This is a genomic window from Enterobacter cloacae complex sp. XAL002 (assembly GCF_049236805.1).
Classification (GTDB): Bacteria; Pseudomonadota; Gammaproteobacteria; order Enterobacterales; family Enterobacteriaceae; genus Enterobacter; species Enterobacter intestinihominis.
In genome coordinates, this window is record NZ_JBMKJN010000037.1 from 1 (window position 1) to 20,864 (window position 20,864).

The 20,864-nt window shown below is 56.5% G+C and carries 19 protein-coding genes and 1 riboswitch; of the genes, 12 read left to right on the top strand and 7 right to left on the bottom strand.

What is annotated here, in order from left to right; all coding sequences use genetic code 11:
- The first annotated feature begins 314 nt into the window (after positions 1 to 314).
- Positions 315 to 1,904 (top strand): bifunctional phosphoribosylaminoimidazolecarboxamide formyltransferase/IMP cyclohydrolase, encoded by a 1,590-nt coding sequence (purH, locus tag ACOT0L_RS22555; protein ID WP_022646715.1) that lies wholly within the window; start codon positions 315 to 317, stop codon positions 1,902 to 1,904.
- A gap of 15 nt (positions 1,905 to 1,919) precedes the next feature.
- Positions 1,920 to 3,212 carry a phosphoribosylamine--glycine ligase gene (gene purD, locus ACOT0L_RS22560; protein ID WP_126504325.1) on the top strand — a complete coding sequence of 431 codons (1,293 nt, stop codon included), beginning with the start codon at positions 1,920 to 1,922 and terminating at the stop codon, positions 3,210 to 3,212.
- 47 nt (positions 3,213 to 3,259) lie between these two features.
- Here the strand turns inward: purD and ACOT0L_RS22565 are convergent, their stop codons facing one another.
- The 6 genes from ACOT0L_RS22565 to nudC form a co-directional block, all read right to left on the bottom strand.
- Positions 3,260 to 3,952: a DUF1481 domain-containing protein gene (locus ACOT0L_RS22565; protein ID WP_022646713.1), complete on the bottom strand. Its 693-nt coding sequence runs from the start codon at positions 3,950 to 3,952 to the stop codon at positions 3,260 to 3,262.
- 11 nt (positions 3,953 to 3,963) lie between these two features.
- The gene (gene hupA, locus ACOT0L_RS22570) at positions 3,964 to 4,236 is read right to left on the bottom strand and encodes a nucleoid-associated protein HU-alpha (RefSeq protein ID WP_002445246.1); all 273 of its coding nucleotides are present in this window, start codon (positions 4,234 to 4,236) and stop codon (positions 3,964 to 3,966) included.
- A 186-nt stretch (positions 4,237 to 4,422) separates the two neighbouring features.
- Complete coding sequence (locus ACOT0L_RS22575; RefSeq protein WP_022646712.1) at positions 4,423 to 5,013, bottom strand: YjaG family protein; 591 nt, start codon at positions 5,011 to 5,013, stop codon at positions 4,423 to 4,425.
- A 41-nt stretch (positions 5,014 to 5,054) separates the two neighbouring features.
- A complete protein-coding gene (gene nfi / locus ACOT0L_RS22580) occupies positions 5,055 to 5,726 on the bottom strand; it encodes a deoxyribonuclease V (protein ID WP_003862312.1) in 672 nt (223 codons plus the stop codon).
- A gap of 9 nt (positions 5,727 to 5,735) precedes the next feature.
- Positions 5,736 to 6,800, bottom strand: coding sequence for a uroporphyrinogen decarboxylase (hemE, locus tag ACOT0L_RS22585; protein ID WP_023299076.1), 1,065 nt, complete (start codon positions 6,798 to 6,800; stop codon positions 5,736 to 5,738).
- 38 nt (positions 6,801 to 6,838) lie between these two features.
- A complete protein-coding gene (gene nudC, locus ACOT0L_RS22590) occupies positions 6,839 to 7,612 on the bottom strand; it encodes an NAD(+) diphosphatase (protein ID WP_022646710.1) in 774 nt (257 codons plus the stop codon).
- Between the two features lie 95 nt (positions 7,613 to 7,707).
- Here nudC and ACOT0L_RS22595 point away from each other — a divergent pair, with 95 nt between their 5' ends.
- The 10 genes from ACOT0L_RS22595 (at position 7,708) to ACOT0L_RS22640 (ending at position 16,493) form a co-directional block, all read left to right on the top strand.
- A complete protein-coding gene (locus tag ACOT0L_RS22595) occupies positions 7,708 to 8,205 on the top strand; it encodes an Rsd/AlgQ family anti-sigma factor (RefSeq protein ID WP_023299075.1) in 498 nt (165 codons plus the stop codon).
- 54 nt (positions 8,206 to 8,259) lie between these two features.
- Positions 8,260 to 8,369, top strand: a riboswitch (TPP riboswitch).
- A 78-nt stretch (positions 8,370 to 8,447) separates the two neighbouring features.
- Positions 8,448 to 10,343: a phosphomethylpyrimidine synthase ThiC gene (thiC, locus tag ACOT0L_RS22600; protein WP_038415060.1), complete on the top strand. Its 1,896-nt coding sequence runs from the start codon at positions 8,448 to 8,450 to the stop codon at positions 10,341 to 10,343.
- Positions 10,343 to 10,984, top strand: coding sequence for a thiamine phosphate synthase (gene thiE, locus ACOT0L_RS22605; RefSeq protein ID WP_063842065.1), 642 nt, complete (start codon positions 10,343 to 10,345; stop codon positions 10,982 to 10,984). The genes thiC and thiE overlap by 1 nt, the downstream gene beginning before the upstream one ends.
- Positions 10,971 to 11,726 carry a thiazole biosynthesis adenylyltransferase ThiF gene (gene thiF / locus ACOT0L_RS22610; RefSeq protein WP_023305245.1) on the top strand — a complete coding sequence of 252 codons (756 nt, stop codon included), beginning with the start codon at positions 10,971 to 10,973 and terminating at the stop codon, positions 11,724 to 11,726. Before thiE ends, thiF begins: the two co-directional genes overlap by 14 nt.
- On the top strand, positions 11,710 to 11,910 hold the full coding sequence (gene thiS, locus ACOT0L_RS22615; RefSeq protein WP_032626499.1) for a sulfur carrier protein ThiS: 201 nt from the start codon (positions 11,710 to 11,712) through the stop codon (positions 11,908 to 11,910). Before thiF ends, thiS begins: the two co-directional genes overlap by 17 nt.
- A 1-nt stretch (position 11,911) precedes the next feature.
- Positions 11,912 to 12,679, top strand: coding sequence for a thiazole synthase (thiG, locus tag ACOT0L_RS22620; RefSeq protein WP_023299071.1), 768 nt, complete (start codon positions 11,912 to 11,914; stop codon positions 12,677 to 12,679).
- Positions 12,679 to 13,812: a 2-iminoacetate synthase ThiH gene (gene thiH / locus ACOT0L_RS22625; protein WP_063163991.1), complete on the top strand. Its 1,134-nt coding sequence runs from the start codon at positions 12,679 to 12,681 to the stop codon at positions 13,810 to 13,812. The genes thiG and thiH overlap by 1 nt, the downstream gene beginning before the upstream one ends.
- Before the next feature lie 333 nt (positions 13,813 to 14,145).
- Complete coding sequence (locus ACOT0L_RS22630; RefSeq protein ID WP_126504323.1) at positions 14,146 to 15,687, top strand: sensor domain-containing diguanylate cyclase; 1,542 nt, start codon at positions 14,146 to 14,148, stop codon at positions 15,685 to 15,687.
- 180 nt (positions 15,688 to 15,867) lie between these two features.
- Positions 15,868 to 16,176: a PTS sugar transporter subunit IIB gene (locus ACOT0L_RS22635; protein WP_010425948.1), complete on the top strand. Its 309-nt coding sequence runs from the start codon at positions 15,868 to 15,870 to the stop codon at positions 16,174 to 16,176.
- Positions 16,176 to 16,493: a PTS lactose/cellobiose transporter subunit IIA gene (locus tag ACOT0L_RS22640; protein WP_003862327.1), complete on the top strand. Its 318-nt coding sequence runs from the start codon at positions 16,176 to 16,178 to the stop codon at positions 16,491 to 16,493. The genes ACOT0L_RS22635 and ACOT0L_RS22640 overlap by 1 nt, the downstream gene beginning before the upstream one ends.
- A 115-nt stretch (positions 16,494 to 16,608) precedes the next feature.
- Here ACOT0L_RS22640 and rpoC read toward each other — a convergent pair whose 3' ends face one another.
- Positions 16,609 to 20,832: a DNA-directed RNA polymerase subunit beta' gene (gene rpoC / locus ACOT0L_RS22645; protein WP_022646702.1), complete on the bottom strand. Its 4,224-nt coding sequence runs from the start codon at positions 20,830 to 20,832 to the stop codon at positions 16,609 to 16,611.
- Positions 20,833 to 20,864 lie beyond the last annotated feature (32 nt).

Sequence of the window (20,864 nt, forward strand, 5' to 3'; positions counted from 1 at the left end):
GGTTGTCTGTGAAGTGATTCACATCCGCCGTGTCGATGGAGGCGCATTATAGGGAGTTCTCCGCAGGCCGCAACCGCTAAATGACAGAAAAATGACTGACTGCTGCATTCCCCAGCAAAACCCCGCCTTATACCCTTTTACGCACAGAGTTATCCACAGCGCTTCGAAAAAGTGAAAATATGCGAGCGTTGCGCAAACGTTTTCGTTAAAATGCTCGCGCTTAACAAGGAGGCCTCGTCAGGTGTGTTAGATGAGTTTTTCGCTGGAAAATTCATCTAACGCTCTCTGTAATCGTGAAATCCAGGGGATTTACCATGCAACAACGTCGTCCAGTCCGCCGCGCTCTGCTCAGTGTTTCTGATAAAGCCGGTATCATCGAATTCGCTCAGGCACTTTCCGCACGTGGTGTGGAGCTGCTTTCTACAGGCGGTACCGCTCGCCTGTTAGCAGAGAAAGGTCTGCCGGTAACCGAAGTGTCCGACTACACCGGTTTCCCGGAAATGATGGATGGACGCGTCAAAACCCTGCACCCGAAAGTGCACGGCGGCATTCTGGGTCGTCGCGGTCAGGACGACGGCATTATGGAGCAGCACAATATTGCCCCCATCGACATGGTTGTCGTTAACCTCTATCCCTTCGCCCAGACCGTCGCCCGCGAAGGCTGTTCTCTGGAAGATGCCGTAGAGAACATTGATATCGGCGGCCCGACCATGGTGCGCTCCGCAGCCAAGAACCATAAAGATGTGGCCATCGTAGTGAAGAGCAGCGACTACAGCGCCATTATTAATGAGATGGACGCCAACGAAGGGTCCCTGACGCTTGATACGCGTTTCGACCTCGCCATCAAAGCCTTCGAACACACCGCCGCGTACGACAGCATGATCGCCAACTACTTCGGTAGCCTGGTTCCTGCCTACCACGGTGAAAGCAAAGATCCATCTGGTCGCTTCCCGCGCACCCTGAACCTGAACTTCATTAAGAAGCAGGATATGCGCTACGGCGAGAACAGCCACCAGCAGGCAGCCTTCTATATAGAAGAAGAGGTGAAAGAAGCCTCTGTTGCGACTGCTCAGCAGGTACAGGGCAAAGCCCTCTCTTATAACAACATTGCCGATACCGACGCCGCGCTGGAATGCGTGAAAGAGTTCAGCGAGCCGGCCTGCGTTATCGTCAAGCACGCCAACCCATGCGGCGTCGCAGTAAGCACCTCCATTATGGATGCCTACGATCGCGCCTACAAAACCGACCCGACCTCCGCGTTCGGCGGCATTATCGCCTTCAACCGCGAGCTGGATGCGGAAACCGCGCAGGCCATCATCTCCCGTCAGTTTGTCGAAGTGATCATCGCGCCATCCGCATCCGAAGAAGCGCTGAAAATCACCGCGGCGAAACAGAACGTGCGCGTGCTGGTTTGCGGCCAGTGGGCAGAGCGCGTTCCAGGTCTGGACTTCAAGCGCGTGAACGGCGGTCTGCTGGTTCAGGATCGCGATTTGGGTATGGTGACAGAAGCCGACCTGCGCGTGGTGACCAAACGTCAGCCGACCGAACAGGAGCTGCGCGACGCGCTGTTCTGCTGGAAAGTGGCGAAGTTCGTGAAGTCTAACGCCATTGTTTACGCCAAAGAGAACATGACCATCGGGATAGGCGCAGGCCAGATGAGCCGCGTTTACTCTGCGAAAATCGCGGGTATTAAAGCAGGTGACGAAGGTCTGGAAGTCAAAGGTTCCGCCATGGCCTCTGACGCCTTCTTCCCTTTCCGCGACGGTATCGATGCGGCCGCTGCTGTGGGCATCACCTGTGTGATCCAGCCTGGCGGTTCAATCCGTGATGACGAAGTGATTGCCGCTGCCGACGAACATGGCATCGCAATGATCTTTACCGACATGCGCCACTTCCGCCATTAATTTCCGGAGCAGAAAATGAAAGTATTAGTGATTGGTAATGGCGGGCGCGAGCACGCCCTGGCGTGGAAAGCAGCGCAGTCTCCGCAGGTTGAAACCGTCTTTGTGGCACCGGGTAACGCCGGTACCGCACTGGAGCCCGCGCTACAGAACGTCGCCATCGGCGTAACCGATATCCCGGCGCTGCTGAGCTTTGCCCGGAACGAGAATATCGATCTGACGATTGTGGGCCCGGAAGCGCCGCTGGTGATCGGCGTTGTAGATGCCTTCCGCGCCGCGGGCCTGAAAATTTTCGGCCCAACGGAAGGTGCCGCACAGCTGGAAGGTTCAAAAGCCTTCACCAAAGATTTCCTCGCGCGTCATAACATCCCGACGGCGGAATATCAGAACTTCACCGAGGTTGAGCCTGCTCTGGCTTACCTGCGTGAAAAAGGCGCGCCGATTGTGATTAAAGCCGACGGTCTGGCTGCCGGGAAAGGCGTTATCGTGGCGATGACCCTTGAAGAAGCGGAAGCCGCTGTGCAGGATATGCTGGCGGGTAACGCCTTTGGCGATGCGGGCCACCGCATCGTGATTGAAGAGTTCCTCGACGGCGAAGAAGCGAGCTTTATCGTGATGGTTGACGGCGAGCACGTCCTGCCGATGGCCACCAGCCAGGATCACAAGCGCGTAGGCAATGCCGACACGGGTCCAAACACCGGCGGGATGGGTGCTTACTCCCCTGCTCCGGTGGTCACTGACGAAGTACACCAGCGCACCATGGACCGCATCATCTGGCCAACCGTAAAAGGGATGGCGGCGGAAGGCAATACCTACACCGGTTTCCTCTACGCAGGCCTGATGATCGACAAGCAGGGTAACCCGAAGGTGATTGAATTCAACTGCCGCTTCGGCGATCCGGAAACTCAGCCGATCATGCTGCGCATGAAGTCCGATCTGGTTGATCTGTGTCTGGCGGCGTGCGAAGGCAAGCTGAATGAGAAAACTTCCGAGTGGGACGAGCGTGCCTCTTTAGGTGTGGTGATTGCTGCGGGTGGCTATCCGGGTAGCTACAACACCGGGGATGAGATCCACGGTCTGCCGCTGGAAGAGATTGACGGTGCGAAGGTGTTCCACGCCGGTACAAATCTCTCTGACGATGACCGCGTGCTCACTAATGGTGGACGCGTGCTGTGTGCGACCGCACTGGGTCATACCGTGGCAGAGGCGCAGAAGCGCGCCTATGCGTTGATGGCGGATATTCACTGGAACGGCAGCTTCAGCCGCCAGGATATCGGCTATCGTGCCATTGCGCGGGAGCAGGGGGAGTAATTTCCCCCTCACCCTAACCCTCTCCCTCAAGGGAGAGGGGACTTAAATCAAAAACTCTTTTCTGTCGGCTGCCAGGTGCAGAAATCTTCGTTCGCCACCAGCAACAGCTGAGAGCCTTCCGGCGCTTCTAGCCATGCCACACTCACCTCCACAGATGAATGCCGCTGACGACGCTGAATGTGTTCGGTTGCCCAGGATTCAAGCTCAGGCTTCACTGTCTGCCCTTCGCAGGTGGTCACCGTGCCGTCGGCATGCCAGCGCCCCTGGCGCAGCACCACGCGGCCCTGACGCAGCGCATCGCTGGTCTGGCGAAGTTGTTCAGCACGGTAGCGGTAGAGCGCGACCTGATCGCTGGAAAGCTGCTGTTTCAGTCCACTGACCTCATGCTGCATAAAGCTCAGCTCGCCGTGGTCGTCAAAACGCACCTTCACGTGTTCGGGAGTCTTACTGTAGATATTCAGTTCAATGAGCGACAGCGCATCGCCCTGCCAGCGGTATTCTGCGGTCGAGGTATTGCCGTTATGCCACGGACTGAACGCGGTAAGCATATGCACTTCATCGCTGGAATCTTTGCGCCAGATCCTGACCGCACCCTGGTTGTCAGCGTAGCCGCTGGCGGTAAACGGGGGGAGTGAGGAATCATGACTACAGGCAGACAGCAACAGTACGCCTGCCAGCGCGAGCGGTCCACGCCAGAATGACAAAAGGGGCGTTGCCGCCCCTTCGTTAAAACTGTTCACTGCCACGCGTCTTACTTAACTGCGTCTTTCAGTGCTTTACCAGAAACAAATGCCGGCACGTTAGCTGCGGCGATTTTGATTTCTTTACCGGTCTGCGGGTTGCGGCCAGTACGCTCAGCGCGGTGGTTCACTTTGAAGGTACCGAAACCAACCAGTTGTACAGCATCGCCTTCTTTCAGAGACTCAGTAATAGCAGCCAGGGTAGATTCCAGAGCAGCTTTAGCCTGCACTTTAGACAGATCAGCCTTGTCCGCAATTACATCAATCAGTTGAGTCTTGTTCATAAGTTATCCTTTCAATGTGTTTATCGCTTGCTAAGCATCGAGTGCGACGAAAATGCCAAAAAAGCACTCTCCTGCATACACGCACCGATAGCCACTTTTTTTCGCCCCCCAAATGTAGACCAGACGGGGGGCGAAAGGGAAGAGTCGAGGAGTGACAAAACAGGCGTTAAATCACGTTTTGTTGTCTCATTGGTTAAAAATTATACCAATATTGCTCTCGCCGGCCTCGCGCAGGTCCGCGCGCAGCCCTTTGATCAGCTCAATATCACGTTCTTCACACTCCGCCAGCAGACGGAAAATTTCCCACTGAATATCCCATTCCTGTTCAACCGCCGGGTTAGCACGCAGCTCTTCGTCGGTCATTTCACGGCCTTCCTGGGTCATTTCCAGCATCGCGACGGTGGTGATGGATGCCTTACTGACTTCAATGGCGTGCTCCAGGGTTTCACCGCTCAGACGGGAGTGGATCAGCTCGCTCAACGCCACACAGGCATCGATAGCCGGGTAGACGCCATACAGGTCGTAATCGTCCGCCGCAGGAATTGCCTCTTCCAGCTTTTCAAGCTGAGAGTCGAAGTTTACCTTTGCGTCTTTGACCGTCAGCGTCTCCCAGATCAAATCCAGAATACGTCGATAAATCTGGCCTTCGCCAAACTCCGTTTGCTTACAGAACGCGGCATAGTTGGGGTACATGCGCTCGCACAGGCAAGCCATAAACGTCACGTGCTGCCAGCTTTCCAGCTTCTCAAGGCGCAGATGAATCGGGTTTTGTAACATGATGATGTCTCGAATCGAAAATTAGCCGCAGTTTACCTGAATCACGGCTGAATTTCCTGCCAACGAATGAATGCCGGACGTGAAGAGGCAACGGCGTCAGCCCAGCGGGTAGGCTCAGGTAAGCGGTAGCCCTTCATACAGCGTTGCACCCACGCCAGGGCGCTGTCCATGCTGACCCGATGCCCGGTTGCGATAAACAGCGGATTGCAGCGCGCTTTACTGCGCCAGACCCACGCCAGCTGCTCGCCTTTATGGATAAGCGGCGCCAGCGCGCCCGGTTCGGCAGAGAGCGGCTCAAACGCGCCGCACAGGCGTTTTTTCGCCACGCCGATGGTCGGCACGTCTACCAGCAGACCAAAGTGGCTGGCAACGCCCAGGCGACGCGGATGGGAGATGCCGTGCCCATCCACAAACAGCAGATCGGGTTTTTGCGAGAGTTGCTCCCACGCGGCCAGCAGCGCGGGATATTCGCGGAAGGAGAGAAAGCCGGGGATATAGGGCATGGTGGTGGCGATACGCGCCACCTTGTACTCCACCAGCTCCAGCGACGGGTATTTCAGCACCACCATCGCCGCTCGCGTCACTTCACCGCCTTGCTCAAACCCGACATCCGCCCCGCCAATGTATCGCGGAGGGTCCGTATCCAGACGATCCTCGCGGATCACCGATGAAGCCAGTTCGATTTGCTGAGCGCGTAGCGACGCGAGATCCATAACCACTCCTTACTTGTGATACTGGGCAGAAAGCCGATGCACCGCCTCCACAAATACGCCAGCGTGTTCTGGCGGTACATCCTGATGAATACCGTGACCGAGGTTGAAGACGTGGCCTTCGCCCTGGCCGAAACCAGACAGTATAGTCGAGACTTCTTCTTCGATACGGGCAGGCTGCGCATAGAGCATGGACGGGTCCATGTTGCCCTGGAGCGCCACTTTATCCCCCACGCGACGACGCGCATCGGCAATATCAGTGGTCCAGTCGAGGCCCAGCGCATCACAGCCGGTGGCCGCCATCGCTTCCAGCCACTGACCGCCGCCTTTCGTAAACAGCGTTACCGGCACGCGACGGCCTTCGTTTTCACGCAGCAGACCATCGACAATTTTGTGCATGTAGTACAGGGAGAACTGCTGATAATCACGCCCGGTCAGCACGCCGCCCCAGGTGTCGAAAATCATCACCGACTGCGCGCCCGCTTTAATCTGCGCGTTGAGATAGAGCGTGACGCTCTTCGCCAGCTTGTCGAGCAGGGCATGCAGGGCCTGCGGCTCTGCGTACATCATCTTTTTGATGACGGTAAAGGCTTTGCTGCTGCCACCTTCCACCATGTAGGTTGCCAGCGTCCACGGACTACCGGAGAAGCCAATCAGCGGCACGTCGCCTTTGAGCTCGCGGCGGATGGTGCGCACGGCGTTCATCACATAGCCCAGCTCGCCTTCCGGATCGGGGATCGGCAGCTTATCAACGTCGGCTTTGCTTTTGATCGGTGAGGTAAAACGCGGCCCCTCGCCGGTTTCGAAATAGAGCCCAAGGCCCATCGCGTCCGGAATGGTAAGAATGTCCGAAAAAAGAATGGCGGCATCGAGCGGGAAGCGGCGCAGCGGCTGGAGCGTCACCTCACAGGCCAGTTCGGCGTTTTTGCACAGCGACATAAAATCGCCCGCCTGCGCACGCGTGGCTTTGTACTCTGGCAGATAGCGTCCCGCCTGGCGCATCATCCACACCGGGGTGACATCAACGGGCTGGCGCAGCAGCGCACGCAGATAACGATCGTTCTTCAGTTCGGTCATTTTGCAGTTCCTTATTGCGTCAGTCCGTCAGTGTAACACTACTCATACTCGGCCCGACACATTGCCACGGTATCTTCTATCAGGCGACGCGCCACCGTTCCCGGCGGGGGCAGCAGCGGTAAATCGTCGTAGCGATACCAGTTCGCCTCCAGCAGCTCTTTCTGATCGATAACAATCTCGCCGCTGTCGTATTCCGCCATAAACGCGGTCATCAGGGACATCGGGAACGGCCACGGCTGCGACGTCACATAGCGCAGGTTTTTCACCTTAATGCCGCTCTCCTCCATCACCTCGCGCGCCACCGCCTGTTCCAGCGTTTCGCCGACTTCCACGAACCCGGCGAGGACGGTGTGAATGCCGTTGCGATGGCGGGTATGCTGCGCCAGCAGGATGGAATCATCACGGCGGATGGCGACAATGATGCACGGTGCGATTTGCGGGTAGTAACGTTCACGGCAGTGGCCGCAGAGCAGCGCCCATTCGGTTTTGCTCGGGTGCATGGTGTGGCCGCAGTAACCGCAGTATTTGTGCGAGCGGTAAAACTCCGCCAGCTGTACGCCGCGCCCCGCCAGCTGGAACAGGCCGACGTCCAGATCCAGCACCTGACGTACGGATCCCATATCCTGACGGCGCGCCTGTTGGATCAACCACACGGGATCGCCCTGCCACTCGCCGATCTTCAGCGCGGACTGGCCCACCAGATCGAACGTTTCCGCGGCACCGTAGGGCAACTCTCCTGAGGGCAGCCATAATTTTTGTTCGTGGCTGACGATCCACCAACCCAGATCTGATTTTTCAATAATACGATCCATATCTATTGCACTACCTTCGCTTCACTGACATGTTGTTAGCATTGTGGTTACATTTTGGATAAGCAGATCCCATTTTAAACCTTATGGAGTCGACCATGTTAAACCAGCTGGAAAGCCTGACTGAGCGCGTTGGAGGAAGTAACACCCTGGTGGATCGCTGGCTACATGTGCGCAAGCATCTCCTTGTGGCGTATTACAATCTGGTTGGTCTTAAGCCTGGCAAAGAATCCTTTATGCGACTCAATGAAAAAGCGCTGGACGACTTTTGTCAGAGCCTGGTCGACTACCTCTCCGACGGCCATTTCAACCTTTATGAACGCATTATCCGCGAAATGGAAGGGACAACGCCGTATTTAGCGGCCAGTAAACTCTGTCCGTTGCTTGAAGCCAACACCCAGCAGATCATGGACTACTACGATTCCACGCTGGAGAACGCTATCGATCACGATAACTATCTTGAGTTTCAGCAGGCGCTTTCCGACCTTGGCGAAGCACTGGAAGAGCGATTCACGCTGGAAGACAAGCTCATCGCCCTCGTGCTGGACAACAACCTGACTATCAGCACCAGCGATAACGTTGCGCGCCCTGCTTGAGTTCTTAATCGTTAACGAGTAATTTACAACCATTCGCCCCTCTGCGGAGGGGGATTTTTCTTGTCGGAGTGCCCAGTGTGAAAGCACGGGCTGAGACCGTTAATTCGGGATCCGCGGAACCTGATCAGGTTAATACCTGCGAAGGGAACAAGAGTCACACTGCTGTTGTATCGCCTTCGGGCGATCTTCTCTTGCTTCATCCGTCGTCTGACAAGCCATGTCCTTCACATCTGGAATGAGCTATGTCTACAACAAAACTGACCCGCCGCGAACAGCGCGAACACGCACAACGCTTCATCGACACCCTGGAAGGCACCGCTTTCCCGAACTCAACGCGCATCTACATTACCGGTTCACAGGCCGATATCCGCGTGCCGATGCGCGAAATCCAGCTCAGCCCGACGCTTATCGGCGGCAGCAAAGAGCACCCGCAATTTGAAGACAACGAAGCCGTGCCGGTGTATGACACCTCCGGCCCGTACGGCGATCCTGATGTTGCTATCAACGTGCAGCAGGGTCTGGCAAAGCTTCGCCAGCCGTGGGTTGATGCCCGTAACGACTGCGAAGAACTGAGCGTGCGCAGCTCGGCGTACACCAACGCGCGCCTGGCCGACGACGGTCTGGACGAGCTGCGCTTTACTGGCCTGCTGACGCCGAAACGCGCTAAAGCGGGCAAATGCGTAACCCAACTGCACTACGCGCGACAGGGTATCGTCACGCCGGAGATGGAGTTCATCGCCATCCGCGAAAACATGGGCCGCGAGCGCATTCGCAGCGAAGTGCTGCGCCACCAGCATCCGGGTGAAGGGTTTGGCGCTCGCCTGCCGGAGAACATCACGCCGGAATTCGTGCGTGATGAAGTAGCCGCCGGGCGCGCGATTATTCCCGCCAACATCAACCACCCGGAATCCGAGCCGATGATTATCGGCCGCAACTTCCTGGTGAAGGTCAACGCCAACATCGGCAACTCTGCCGTCACCTCTTCCATCGAAGAAGAGGTGGAAAAGCTGGTCTGGTCAACGCGCTGGGGCGCGGACACGGTGATGGACCTCTCCACCGGCCGTTACATTCACGAAACCCGCGAATGGATCCTGCGTAACAGCCCGGTGCCGATTGGCACCGTCCCGATTTATCAGGCGCTGGAGAAGGTCAACGGCATCGCCGAAAACCTCACCTGGGAAGCGTTCCGCGACACGCTGCTGGAGCAAGCGGAACAGGGCGTGGACTACTTCACCATTCACGCGGGCGTACTGCTGCGCTACGTGCCGATGACCGCGAAGCGTCTGACCGGTATCGTCTCACGCGGCGGTTCGATTATGGCGAAATGGTGCCTTTCCCATCATCAGGAAAACTTCCTCTACGAGCACTTCCGCGAAATCTGCGAGATCTGCGCCGCTTATGACGTTTCTCTGTCGCTGGGCGACGGCCTGCGTCCTGGCTCCATCCGTGACGCGAACGACGAGGCGCAGTTTGCCGAGCTGCACACGCTGGGCGAGCTGACCAAAATCGCCTGGGAGTACGATGTGCAGGTGATGATTGAAGGCCCGGGCCATGTACCGATGCAGATGATCCGCCGCAACATGACCGAGGAGCTGGAGCACTGCCACGAAGCACCGTTCTACACCCTGGGGCCGTTGACCACCGATATTGCGCCGGGCTATGACCACTTCACTTCCGGGATCGGCGCGGCGATGATCGGCTGGTTCGGCTGCGCCATGCTCTGCTACGTGACGCCGAAAGAGCACCTCGGGCTGCCAAACAAAGAGGACGTGAAGCAGGGGCTGATCACCTATAAAATTGCCGCCCACGCGGCGGATCTGGCGAAAGGCCATCCGGGCGCGCAAATTCGCGACAACGCCATGTCCAAAGCGCGCTTTGAATTCCGCTGGGAAGACCAGTTCAACCTGGCGCTGGATCCGTTCACCGCCCGCGCCTACCACGACGAAACCCTGCCGCAGGAATCGGGCAAAGTCGCGCACTTCTGCTCCATGTGTGGGCCGAAGTTCTGCTCGATGAAAATCAGCCAGGAGGTGCGCGACTACGCCGCCGCGCAGACCATTGAAGTCGGCATGGCAGACATGTCCGAAACCTTCCGCGCCAAAGGCGGCGAAATCTACCTCAAAAAGGAGGAGGCGTAATGTACCAGCCCGATTTCCCACCTGTCTCCTTCCACTTAGGGCTTTACCCGGTGGTGGACAGCGTGGCGTGGATAGAGCGCTTGCTGGAGGCAGGCGTTCGCACCATCCAGCTGCGCATCAAGGATAAACGCGACGAAGAGGTGGAGGCCGATGTGGCCGCCGCTATCGCGCTGGGACGTCGCTACCACGCCCGCCTGTTTATCAACGACTACTGGCGGCTGGCGGTTAAACACCAGGCGTACGGCGTGCATCTGGGACAGGAAGATCTGGAAACGACCGATCTCAACGCAATCCGTGACGCCGGTCTGCGGCTGGGCGTTTCCACCCACGATGATATGGAGATCGACGTGGCGCTGGCGGCCCGCCCCTCCTACATCGCCCTCGGCCACGTTTTCCCGACGCAAACCAAACAGATGCCGTCTGCCCCACAGGGTTTGGCTCAGCTGGCAGCCCACGTTAAGCGCCTTGCCGATTACCCCACCGTCGCCATCGGCGGAATCAGCCTTGAACGTGCGCCCGCCGTGCTGGAAACCGGCGTCGGCAGTATCGCCGTCGTCAGCGCTATCACCCAGGCCGCAGACTGGCAGACCGCCACCGCACGGCTTTTACAACTGGCAGGAGCAGGCGATGAAAGATCGTGATTTTATGCGCTACAGCCGCCAGATCCTGCTGGAGGATATCGCCATTGACGGGCAGCAAAAGCTGCTCGCCAGCCGGGTACTGATTGTCGGTTTGGGTGGCTTGGGCGCGCCCGCCGCGCTGTATCTGGCCGGGGCGGGCGCGGGAACGCTGGTACTGGCCGATGACGATGAGGTACACCTCAGCAACCTGCAACGGCAAATCCTCTTCACGACAGAAGATGTTAACCAGCCTAAAGCACAGGTTACGCGCAAGCGGCTGAACCAGCTTAACCCCGATATTGAACTGGTGGCGCTCCAGACGCGGCTGAGCGGAGAAGATCTGCAACGCGAAGTTGCCCTTGCCGACGTGGTGCTGGACTGCACGGACAATATGGCAACGCGTCAGGCCATTAATGCGGCCTGTGTTGCACAGAACACGCCGCTGATCACCGCCAGCGCGGTCGGTTTCGGCGGGCAGATAATGGTGCTTACGCCGCCGTGGGCGCAGGGCTGCTACCGCTGCCTGTGGCCGGACGAGGCTGAACCGGAGCGTAACTGCCGCACGGCTGGCATTCTTGGGCCGGTGGTGGGCGTGATGGGTACCCTTCAGGCGCTGGAAGCCATCAAGTTGCTCAGCGGCATGGAAACAGAGCGCAACACGCTCCGGCTGTTCGACGCCCGTTCCAGCGGCTGGCGCCATCTGGCGTTAAACCGCGCCAACCGCTGCCCGGTATGCGGAGGCCGCGATGCGCATTCTGTTTAACGATGAGCCGATGACGTGCGACGACGATCTCACCGTTGCCGCCCTGCTCGACACGCTGCGCCAGCTGAAGCCGGGAACGGCGCTGGCGCTCAATCAACAGATCCTGCCGCGCGAGCGGTGGGAACATCAGCAGGTCATTGAAGGCGACCAGATCCTGCTGTTTCAGGTTATCGCAGGGGGCTGAGATGTTACGTATTGCCGACAAAGTCTTTGATTCACATCTGTTTACCGGAACCGGAAAATTCGCCTCCCCGCAGCTAATGGTGGATGCTATTCGTGAAAGCGGCAGCCAGCTGGTGACGCTGGCGATGAAGCGCGTGGATCTGCGTCAGCACAACGATGCCATACTTGCGCCGTTACTGGAGGCAGGCGTGACGCTCTTACCCAATACCTCCGGTGCGAAAACGGCCGAGGAAGCAATTTTCGCTGCGCATCTGGCCCGGGAAGCGCTCGGCACCTGCTGGCTGAAGCTGGAAATTCATCCGGACGCCCGCTGGCTGTTGCCCGATCCGATCGAAACCCTGAAAGCGGCAGAGACGCTGGTGCAGCAGGGATTCACCGTTCTGCCCTACTGTGGTGCCGATCCCGTGCTGTGTAAGCGTCTGGAAGAGGTCGGCTGCGCGGCCGTGATGCCGTTAGGGGCGCCCATTGGCTCCAACCAGGGACTGGAGACCCGCGCGATGCTGGAGATCATCATCGAGCAGGCGACCGTGCCCGTGGTGGTGGATGCGGGCATCGGCGTACCCAGTCACGCCGCGCAGGCGCTGGAGATGGGGGCCGATGCGGTGCTGGTCAATACCGCGATTGCGGTGGCCGACGACCCGGTGATGATGGCGCGTGCGTTCCGCCTTGCCGTGGAGTCCGGTCTGCTGGCACGACAGTCCGGCCCCGGCTCGCGCAGCTTTCAGGCGCAGGCCACCAGCCCGCTGACCGGTTTTCTGGAGGCACTCTGATGGCTACCTTTACCGATCGCTGGCGTCAGCTTAACTGGGACGATATTGCCTTACGTATCAACAGTAAAACCTCTGCGGACGTAGAGCGGGCATTAACAGCCCGGCATGTGACCCGCGAGGATTTGATGGCCCTGCTTTCTCCGGCAGCCAGCGCATACCTTGAACCGATGGCGCAGCGCGCGCAACGCCTTACCCGCCAGCGCTTTGGCAACACGGTGAGCTTTTACGTGCCGCTTTATCTCTCTAACCTGTGCGCCAACGACTGCACCTACTGTGGCTTCTCAATGAGCAACCGCATTAAGCGTAAAACGCTGGATGAGCATGAGATCGCCCGCGAGTGTGCGGCTATTCGTGAGATGGGTTTTGAACATCTCTTACTGGTGACGGGTGAACATCAGGGCAAAGTGGGGATGGACTATTTTCGCCAGCATCTTCCGGCCATCCGCCGCGAATTTGCCTCATTGCAAATGGAAGTGCAGCCTCTGTCGCAAGAGGAATATGCGGAACTGAAAACCCTTGGGCTGGACGGCGTAATGGTTTATCAGGAAACCTACCACGAGGCGACCTATGCCCGGCATCACCTGAAAGGGAAGAAGCAGGATTTCATCTTCCGGCTGGAAACGCCGGACAGGCTGGGGCGCGCCGGTATCGATAAAATTGGGCTGGGCGCGCTTATCGGTCTGTCCGACAGCTGGCGGGTTGACTGCTATATGGTGGCAGAGCATCTGCTGTGGCTACAGCAGTACTACTGGCAAAGCCGCTATTCCATCTCATTCCCACGGCTGCGTCCGTGTACGGGAGGCATTGAACCCGCCTCGCTGATGGATGAGCGCCAGCTGGTGCAAACCCTGTGCGCATTTCGCCTGTTCGCGCCGGAAGTGGAATTGTCGCTCTCCACGCGTGAATCCCCCGCGTTTCGCGACCGCGCGATCCCTCTGGCGATCAACAACGTCAGCGCCTTTTCCAAAACGCAGCCGGGCGGTTACGCGGACAATCGCCCGGAACTGGAACAGTTTGCACCGCACGACGGACGACGGCCCGACGCGGTGGCGGAAGCCCTGACTGCACAGGGGCTACAGCCCGTGTGGAAAGACTGGGACAGCTGGCTGGGAAGAGCTTCGCATTTGCGCTGAAACCGCCTGCAACAACGCGGAAAGGTTACGAGACGGCTCGTAAGATCAACGCCGGGCGATTGAGGAGATCTGCCCGGTTTTATTAGGATTAACCACGTCAGCAACGGACGCTGACCAGGGTGAAAATGCTTCTTCCTCGTTTCGCCCTGCCCTCCGCCCCTTAAACAAAATTTCAATTGATAAAATAAATACGTCGTTTCTTATCTACTCTTAAGATAAATCAACCCGTCGGAAATCGCTTTCTGTATAATTTACTACCAGCAATCTGACAGCGACTATGCTGAGGATATCGACAGACGCAACGCGTCTACCATCTGGATTGATGCACAACTCATGGCACTCCACAGTAAAAAGCTCTCTTTTACCCGACCAATTATGGTCAGCTTCGCGGGGATTCTGTTCAGTTTCGCGATAATCGCGATCCTGGTCATCCTTTCACAACGGAAGGATTTTATTGAGGATTATCATAAAATTAATGGTAACTTCACCCATAATCTGGCGGTGAACTATACCGAATCCATCCTGCGAGAAAATGACTATATTCTTGGTCGCGCTGCGATGTACTACGCCCGTGAAGACAGAGTGAATCAGACGATAAATATCGATCCAGCACAGGGTTTGCAGATGTTAATGCATTTGCAGAATCTGATGCCGACGGTGTCGTCTATCTCTCTGGCGGACACCGAAGGGCACCATCTGCGCGCGCCGGAAGTACTGCCAACGGAGAAGAGTAGGTCGTTCGACGCACGAACACGCCCATGGTTTATCGGGCAAGCGGAAGCCAGCAACTTTCCTCACTACACCCGCCCCTATCTGGACTATTTCACCCAACATCCTACGGTCACCCTCTATAAACCGGTCATTTCACCGGAAGGCCGTCTGAAGGGCACGCTCGCTTTCCATCTTGATTTACCCTCCATGGGGTATACCCTGCGCCAGATGGTGGCACCGGTTCAGGGTGAGTTTTTTGTCGTGGAACGTGACGGCGCCGTTGTGCTGCATCCGGACACGGGTGCGCTCTTTAAGCAGTACGTAAGCGAAGCGCTGATGGACAAAATGACCAGCGGCGAAGGGCATCTTTTCGACCCCAAAAGTAAAACCTGGTATTACTACTACTCTTTCACCAATCCGGACTGGTTTGTGATTTATCGGGTCTCCGATGCCACGCTTTCCGTCATCACCCGGCATGAAACCACCGTCGTCGGCTGGGGATTTGCGCTGGCGGCAATCATCATCATTCTGTTCGGGCTCTACCTGCGCCATGCCTCGCGTTCTGTGCTGATGAACATTATCAACGCCATCAAAACCGGAGACGTCAATCAGGCGCCACGTCTTGAGGCGATGCTCAGCCATACCATTCGAACCAATAAGGAACGTGAGATGGCCTATGTCCGTCAGGCCACCCATGATGCGCTGACAGGCTGCAAGAACCGCCGTGCTTTCGACAACGATGTGGATGAGCTGCTGACCGCTCATCAACCCTTCGTTCTGGCGCTGGTCGATATCGATAACTTCAAATCTATTAACGACACCTGGGGCCACCTGAGCGGGGATATTGTTCTGCGCAGCGTGGCGCGCGAAGGTATTCAGATCATGCAGCCGCACCACGTTTCCGTTTACCGCTACGGTGGGGAAGAGTTCGGGGTGATTTTCCCGGCCGAGCTGATGAACTCCGCACGCGCGCTACTGGAAGCCTGGCGCACCGCCGTGGAAAAACGGACCTGGCGGGAAGAGAACCTGCGAGTAACCTTCAGCGCGGGGGTGGGAGAGTGGCACTTCGAACCGCTGGAACAATTTATCGGCAGCGTAGATGAAGCGCTGTATACCGCTAAACAACAGGGTAAAAACCGCATCGTAAGCACGGCCAGCCGATAATACCCTTCCTGAAATTCCGCCCGTTAAGACGGGCAGAATGCTTTCATGTATAAAATTGTAACCGGTTTCAGAAAAATGCCGATTTCTTTGTGATGCCTGACACACAATCGCGGTAAAGCGGTTGTTGAAGCGGTCTGCGCGGGATAATTATCAATAAACACATGTAGATCGAGGCTGACTATGAAGAACATCGTTTTATGCTGTGCAGCGGGAATGTCAACCAGCATGCTGGTTCAACGTATGAAAGATGCCGCGCAGAAAAAAGGAGTCGAAGTAACCATTAAAGCCGTTCCGGTCGCGGAGTTTAAAGATAACATCGCGACGGCTGATATCGTATTACTGGGGCCACAGGTTAAATACGAACAGGCAAAACTCCAGGCGCAGGCCGATCCGCTCGGAAAAAAGGTCGCGGTTATCGACATGATGGATTACGGCATGATGAAAGGTGATGCCGTACTGGAAAAAGCGCTCAAGCTGCTGGAGTCATAATGGAAGACTTAGAAACCACAATCATGGAGCTACTGGTCAATGCAGGTGCGGCGCGCAGTGCGGCCCTGACAGCGTTGCAGATGGCGCGAAAAGGTGACTTTGACGAAGCCGAGAAAGCGATGGAAGAGTCGCGTGAATATGTGAAACATGCGCATACGATCCAGACGCAGCTCATCGGTCTTGATGAAGGGACAGGTAAACTTCCGGTTAACCTGATCACCGTTCACTCTCAGGATCACCTGATGAACGCGATGGTCATTCAGGATCTGGCGGGCGATATGATTGAGCTTTATCGACGCATCCCGTTAGTGAATTGAAGACATACAGACGTAAAAAAACCCGCCGAGGCGGGTTTTTTATTGTCGGGTGGCGCTGCGCTTACCCGACCTGTGATTCATATGCCCGGTAATTTTACCTACCGGGCATCAACGATTACTCGTTGTCGGAACCGCCCAGACCTGCGTTCAGCAGTTCTGCAAGGCTCGCGGATGCATCTTCGGCAGTCACCTGCGGTGCAGCTGGCAGTTCACCCGCTGCACGACGACGCATACGATCCTGGTGGTACGCATAACCGGTACCGGCCGGGATCAGACGACCCACGATAACGTTCTCTTTCAGACCGCGCAGTTCATCACGTTTACCTGCAACAGCCGCTTCGGTCAGGACACGAGTGGTTTCCTGGAACGATGCAGCAGAGATGAAGGACTCGGTTGCCAGAGACGCTTTGGTGATACCCAGCAGATCGCGTGCAAAGGTCGCACCGATTTTGCCGTTCGCTTCCAGATCGCGGTTAGCGATCTTAACGCGTGAGTATTCAACCTGCTCGCCTTCCAGGAAGTCGGAGCTGCCCGCGTTTTCGATAGTTGCTTTACGCAGCATCTGACGAACGATAACTTCGATGTGCTTATCGTTAATCTTAACGCCCTGCAGACGGTATACGTCCTGTACTTCGTTAACAATGTAACGAGTAACAGCATGCACACCACGCAGACGCAGGATGTCGTGCGGCGCTTCTGGACCATCGGAGACCACGTCACCACGTTCCACGCGTTCACCTTCGAACACGTTGAGCTGACGCCACTTAGGAATCATCTCTTCGTACGGCTCGCTGCCATCTACTGGCGTGATAACCAGACGGCGCTTACCTTTGGTCTCTTTACCGAAGGAGATGATACCGCTGATTTCAGCCAGGATAGCAGGCTCTTTCGGACGACGTGCTTCGAACAGGTCCGCAACGCGTGGCAGACCACCGGTGATGTCCTTGGTACCGCCGGATTCCTGAGGAATACGCGCCAGGGTGTCACCAGAGCTGATCTGTACGCCATCTTCCAGCTGTACAATCGCTTTACCCGGCAGGAAGTACTGCGCAGGCATATCGGTGCCAGGGATCAGAACGTCGTTACCCTGAGCATCAACGATTTTCAGTGCAGGACGCAGATCTTTACCACCGGTAGTACGTTCAGCAGAATCCAGAACCACCAGAGAAGACAGACCGGTCAGCTCGTCGGTCTGACGAGTAATGGTCTGGCCGTCGATCATGTCAGTGAAGCGGATGAAACCACTTACTTCGGTGATAACCGGCATGGTGTGTGGATCCCAGTTTGCTACGGTTTCGCCGCCGGCAACCTGCTCGCCATCACCTTTCGCCATAACCGCACCGTAAGGCACTTTATAGCTCTCTTTGGTACGACCGAATTCGTCGATCAGCTTCAGCTCGGTGTTACGAGAAGTCACAACCAGCTTGCCTGCGGAGTTAACAACAGACTTCGCGTTGCTGAGCTTGATGCTACCTTTGTTTTTCACCTGGATGCTGGATTCAGCAGCCGCACGAGATGCCGCACCACCGATGTGGAACGTACGCATCGTCAGCTGTGTACCCGGCTCACCGATGGACTGTGCTGCGATAACGCCGATAGCCTCACCTTTGTTGATGATGTGGCCACGCGCCAGGTCACGACCGTAGCAGTGCGCACACACACCAAAGTCGGTGTCACAGGATACAACGGAACGCACTTTCACAGAGTCAACAGAGTTCGCTTCCAGCAGGTCACACCACTGTTCGTGCAGCAGAGTGTTGCGTGGAACCAGAATGTCTGCGGTGCCCGGCTTCAGGATGTCTTCCGCGGTCACACGACCCAGTACGCGATCGCGCAGCGGCTCTTTAACATCACCACCCTCGATAACCGGGGTCATGGTGATACCTTCGAGGGTGCCACAATCGTCTTCGGTGACGACCAGATCCTGCGCAACGTCAACCAGACGACGCGTCAGATAACCGGAGTTCGCCGTTTTCAGTGCGGTATCCGCCAGACCTTTACGCGCACCGTGCGTGGAGATGAAGTACTGGAGTACGTTCAGACCTTCACGGAAGTTCGCGGTGATTGGCGTTTCGATGATGGAGCCATCTGGCTTCGCCATCAGACCACGCATACCTGCCAGCTGACGAATCTGTGCCGCAGAACCACGCGCACCGGAGTCGGCCATCATGTAGATGCTGTTGAAGGAGACCTGCTGCTCTTCTACGCCGTCACGGTTAATCACGGTTTCGGTTTGCAGGTTATCCATCATCGCTTTGGATACACGATCGTTCGCCGCAGCCCAGATATCGATAACTTTGTTGTAACGTTCGCCTGCGGTTACCAGACCAGACTGGAACTGCTCCTGGATCTCAGCAACTTCAGCTTCCGCTTCAGAGATGATCTCGTGTTTCTTCTCTGGGATGACCATGTCATCGATACCAACAGATGCACCTGAACGCGCTGCATAAGCAAAGCCGGTATACATTGTCTGGTCAGCGAAGATAACGGTCGGCTTCAGGCCCAGAATGCGGTAACAGGTGTTCAGCATTTTGGAGATCGCTTTCTTGCCCAGCGCCTGGTTGACGATGGAGAAAGGCAGACCTTTCGGTACGATCATCCACAGAATCGCACGGCCAACGGTCGTGTCTTTCAGGCTGGTTTTCGCCACGAATTCGCCGTTTTCATCTTTTTCGTATTCGGTGATACGCACTTTAACGCGCGCATGCAGAGAGGCCAGGCCAGCGCGATAAATACGCTCAGCTTCTTTCGGGCCAGTCAGCACCATGCCTTCGCCTTTGGCGTTAACACAGTCACGGGTCATATAGTACAGACCCAATACAACGTCCTGAGAAGGAACGATGATAGGTTCACCGTTCGCTGGAGACAGGATGTTGTTGGTAGACATCATCAGCGCACGCGCTTCGAGCTGGGCTTCCAGCGTCAGCGGTACGTGAACAGCCATCTGGTCACCATCGAAGTCGGCGTTATAGGCCGCACAAACCAGCGGGTGCAGCTGGATCGCTTTACCTTCGATCAGGACTGGCTCAAATGCCTGGATACCCAAACGGTGCAGAGTTGGTGCACGGTTCAGCAGTACCGGGTGTTCGCGGATCACTTCGTCCAGGATATCCCAAACGACAGCTTCTTCACGCTCAACCATTTTCTTAGCGGCTTTGATGGTGGTGGCCAGGCCACGCAGTTCCAGCTTGCCGTAGATGAACGGTTTGAACAGCTCCAGAGCCATTTTCTTCGGCAGACCGCACTGATGCAGACGCAGGTATGGACCTACGGTGATTACAGAACGACCGGAGTAGTCAACACGCTTACCGAGCAGGTTCTGACGGAAACGACCCTGCTTACCTTTGATCATGTCGGCCAAAGATTTCAGAGGACGTTTGTTAGAACCGGTGATCGCACGACCGCGACGACCGTTATCCAGCAGGGCATCTACCGCTTCCTGCAGCATACGTTTTTCGTTGCGTACGATGATGTCCGGCGCAGCCAGATCCAGCAGACGTTTCAGACGGTTGTTACGGTTGATCACGCGACGGTACAGATCGTTCAGATCCGACGTTGCGAAACGACCACCATCCAGCGGAACCAGCGGACGCAGATCTGGCGGCAGAACCGGCAGAACGGTGAGGATCATCCACTCTGGTTTGTTACCAGACTGTACGAACGCTTCCAGCAGTTTGATACGCTTGGTCAGCTTTTTACGCTTGGTTTCGGAGTTGGTTTCGTTCAGCTCTTCGCGCAGAGTTTCACACTCTTGCTCCAGATCCATGCTCTTCAGCAGGGCCTGGATAGCTTCCGCACCCATCTTCGCGTCGAATTCGTCACCGAACTCTTCCAGCGCGTCCAGATACTGTTCTTCGGTCAGGATCTGGTTACGTTCCAGATTCGTCATCCCGCCTTCGATCACAACATAAGATTCGAAGTACAGAACACGTTCGATATCGCGCAGCGGCATATCCAGCAGCAGGCCGATACGGGACGGCAGAGATTTCAGGAACCAGATGTGAGCAGTTGGAGACGCCAGCTCAATGTGGCCCATACGCTCACGGCGTACTTTGGTCTGGGTCACTTCAACGCCGCACTTCTCACAGATCACACCACGGTGTTTCAGGCGCTTGTACTTACCGCACAGGCACTCGTAGTCTTTTACTGGCCCGAAAATACGCGCACAGAAAAGGCCGTCACGCTCAGGTTTGAACGTACGGTAGTTGATGGTTTCCGGCTTTTTAACTTCACCAAAAGACCATGAACGGATCATGTCTGGCGAAGCCAGAGCAATTTTGATCGCATCAAACTCTTCGGTTTTAGTCTGCGCTTTCAGAAACTTTAATAAATCTTTCACGGATTTGCTCCCGTCGGAGTTAGCACAATCTG

Coding starts and splice junctions, on each gene's coding strand:
- purD (WP_126504325.1), top strand. CDS start 1,920: ATGAAAGTATTAGTGATTGGTAATGGCGGGCGCGAGCACGCCCTGGCG.
- thiG (WP_023299071.1), top strand. CDS start 11,912: ATGTTACGTATTGCCGACAAAGTCTTTGATTCACATCTGTTTACCGGA.
- ACOT0L_RS22575 (WP_022646712.1), bottom strand. CDS start 5,013: ATGTTACAAAACCCGATTCATCTGCGCCTTGAGAAGCTGGAAAGCTGG.
- thiH (WP_063163991.1), top strand. CDS start 12,679: ATGGCTACCTTTACCGATCGCTGGCGTCAGCTTAACTGGGACGATATT.
- hupA (WP_002445246.1), bottom strand. CDS start 4,236: ATGAACAAGACTCAACTGATTGATGTAATTGCGGACAAGGCTGATCTG.
- thiS (WP_032626499.1), top strand. CDS start 11,710: ATGCGCATTCTGTTTAACGATGAGCCGATGACGTGCGACGACGATCTC.
- ACOT0L_RS22640 (WP_003862327.1), top strand. CDS start 16,176: ATGGAAGACTTAGAAACCACAATCATGGAGCTACTGGTCAATGCAGGT.
- nfi (WP_003862312.1), bottom strand. CDS start 5,726: ATGGATCTCGCGTCGCTACGCGCTCAGCAAATCGAACTGGCTTCATCG.
- thiE (WP_063842065.1), top strand. CDS start 10,343: ATGTACCAGCCCGATTTCCCACCTGTCTCCTTCCACTTAGGGCTTTAC.
- thiF (WP_023305245.1), top strand. CDS start 10,971: ATGAAAGATCGTGATTTTATGCGCTACAGCCGCCAGATCCTGCTGGAG.
- thiC (WP_038415060.1), top strand. CDS start 8,448: ATGTCTACAACAAAACTGACCCGCCGCGAACAGCGCGAACACGCACAA.
- ACOT0L_RS22635 (WP_010425948.1), top strand. CDS start 15,868: ATGAAGAACATCGTTTTATGCTGTGCAGCGGGAATGTCAACCAGCATG.
- ACOT0L_RS22630 (WP_126504323.1), top strand. CDS start 14,146: ATGGCACTCCACAGTAAAAAGCTCTCTTTTACCCGACCAATTATGGTC.
- hemE (WP_023299076.1), bottom strand. CDS start 6,800: ATGACCGAACTGAAGAACGATCGTTATCTGCGTGCGCTGCTGCGCCAG.
- ACOT0L_RS22595 (WP_023299075.1), top strand. CDS start 7,708: ATGTTAAACCAGCTGGAAAGCCTGACTGAGCGCGTTGGAGGAAGTAAC.
- purH (WP_022646715.1), top strand. CDS start 315: ATGCAACAACGTCGTCCAGTCCGCCGCGCTCTGCTCAGTGTTTCTGAT.
- nudC (WP_022646710.1), bottom strand. CDS start 7,612: ATGGATCGTATTATTGAAAAATCAGATCTGGGTTGGTGGATCGTCAGC.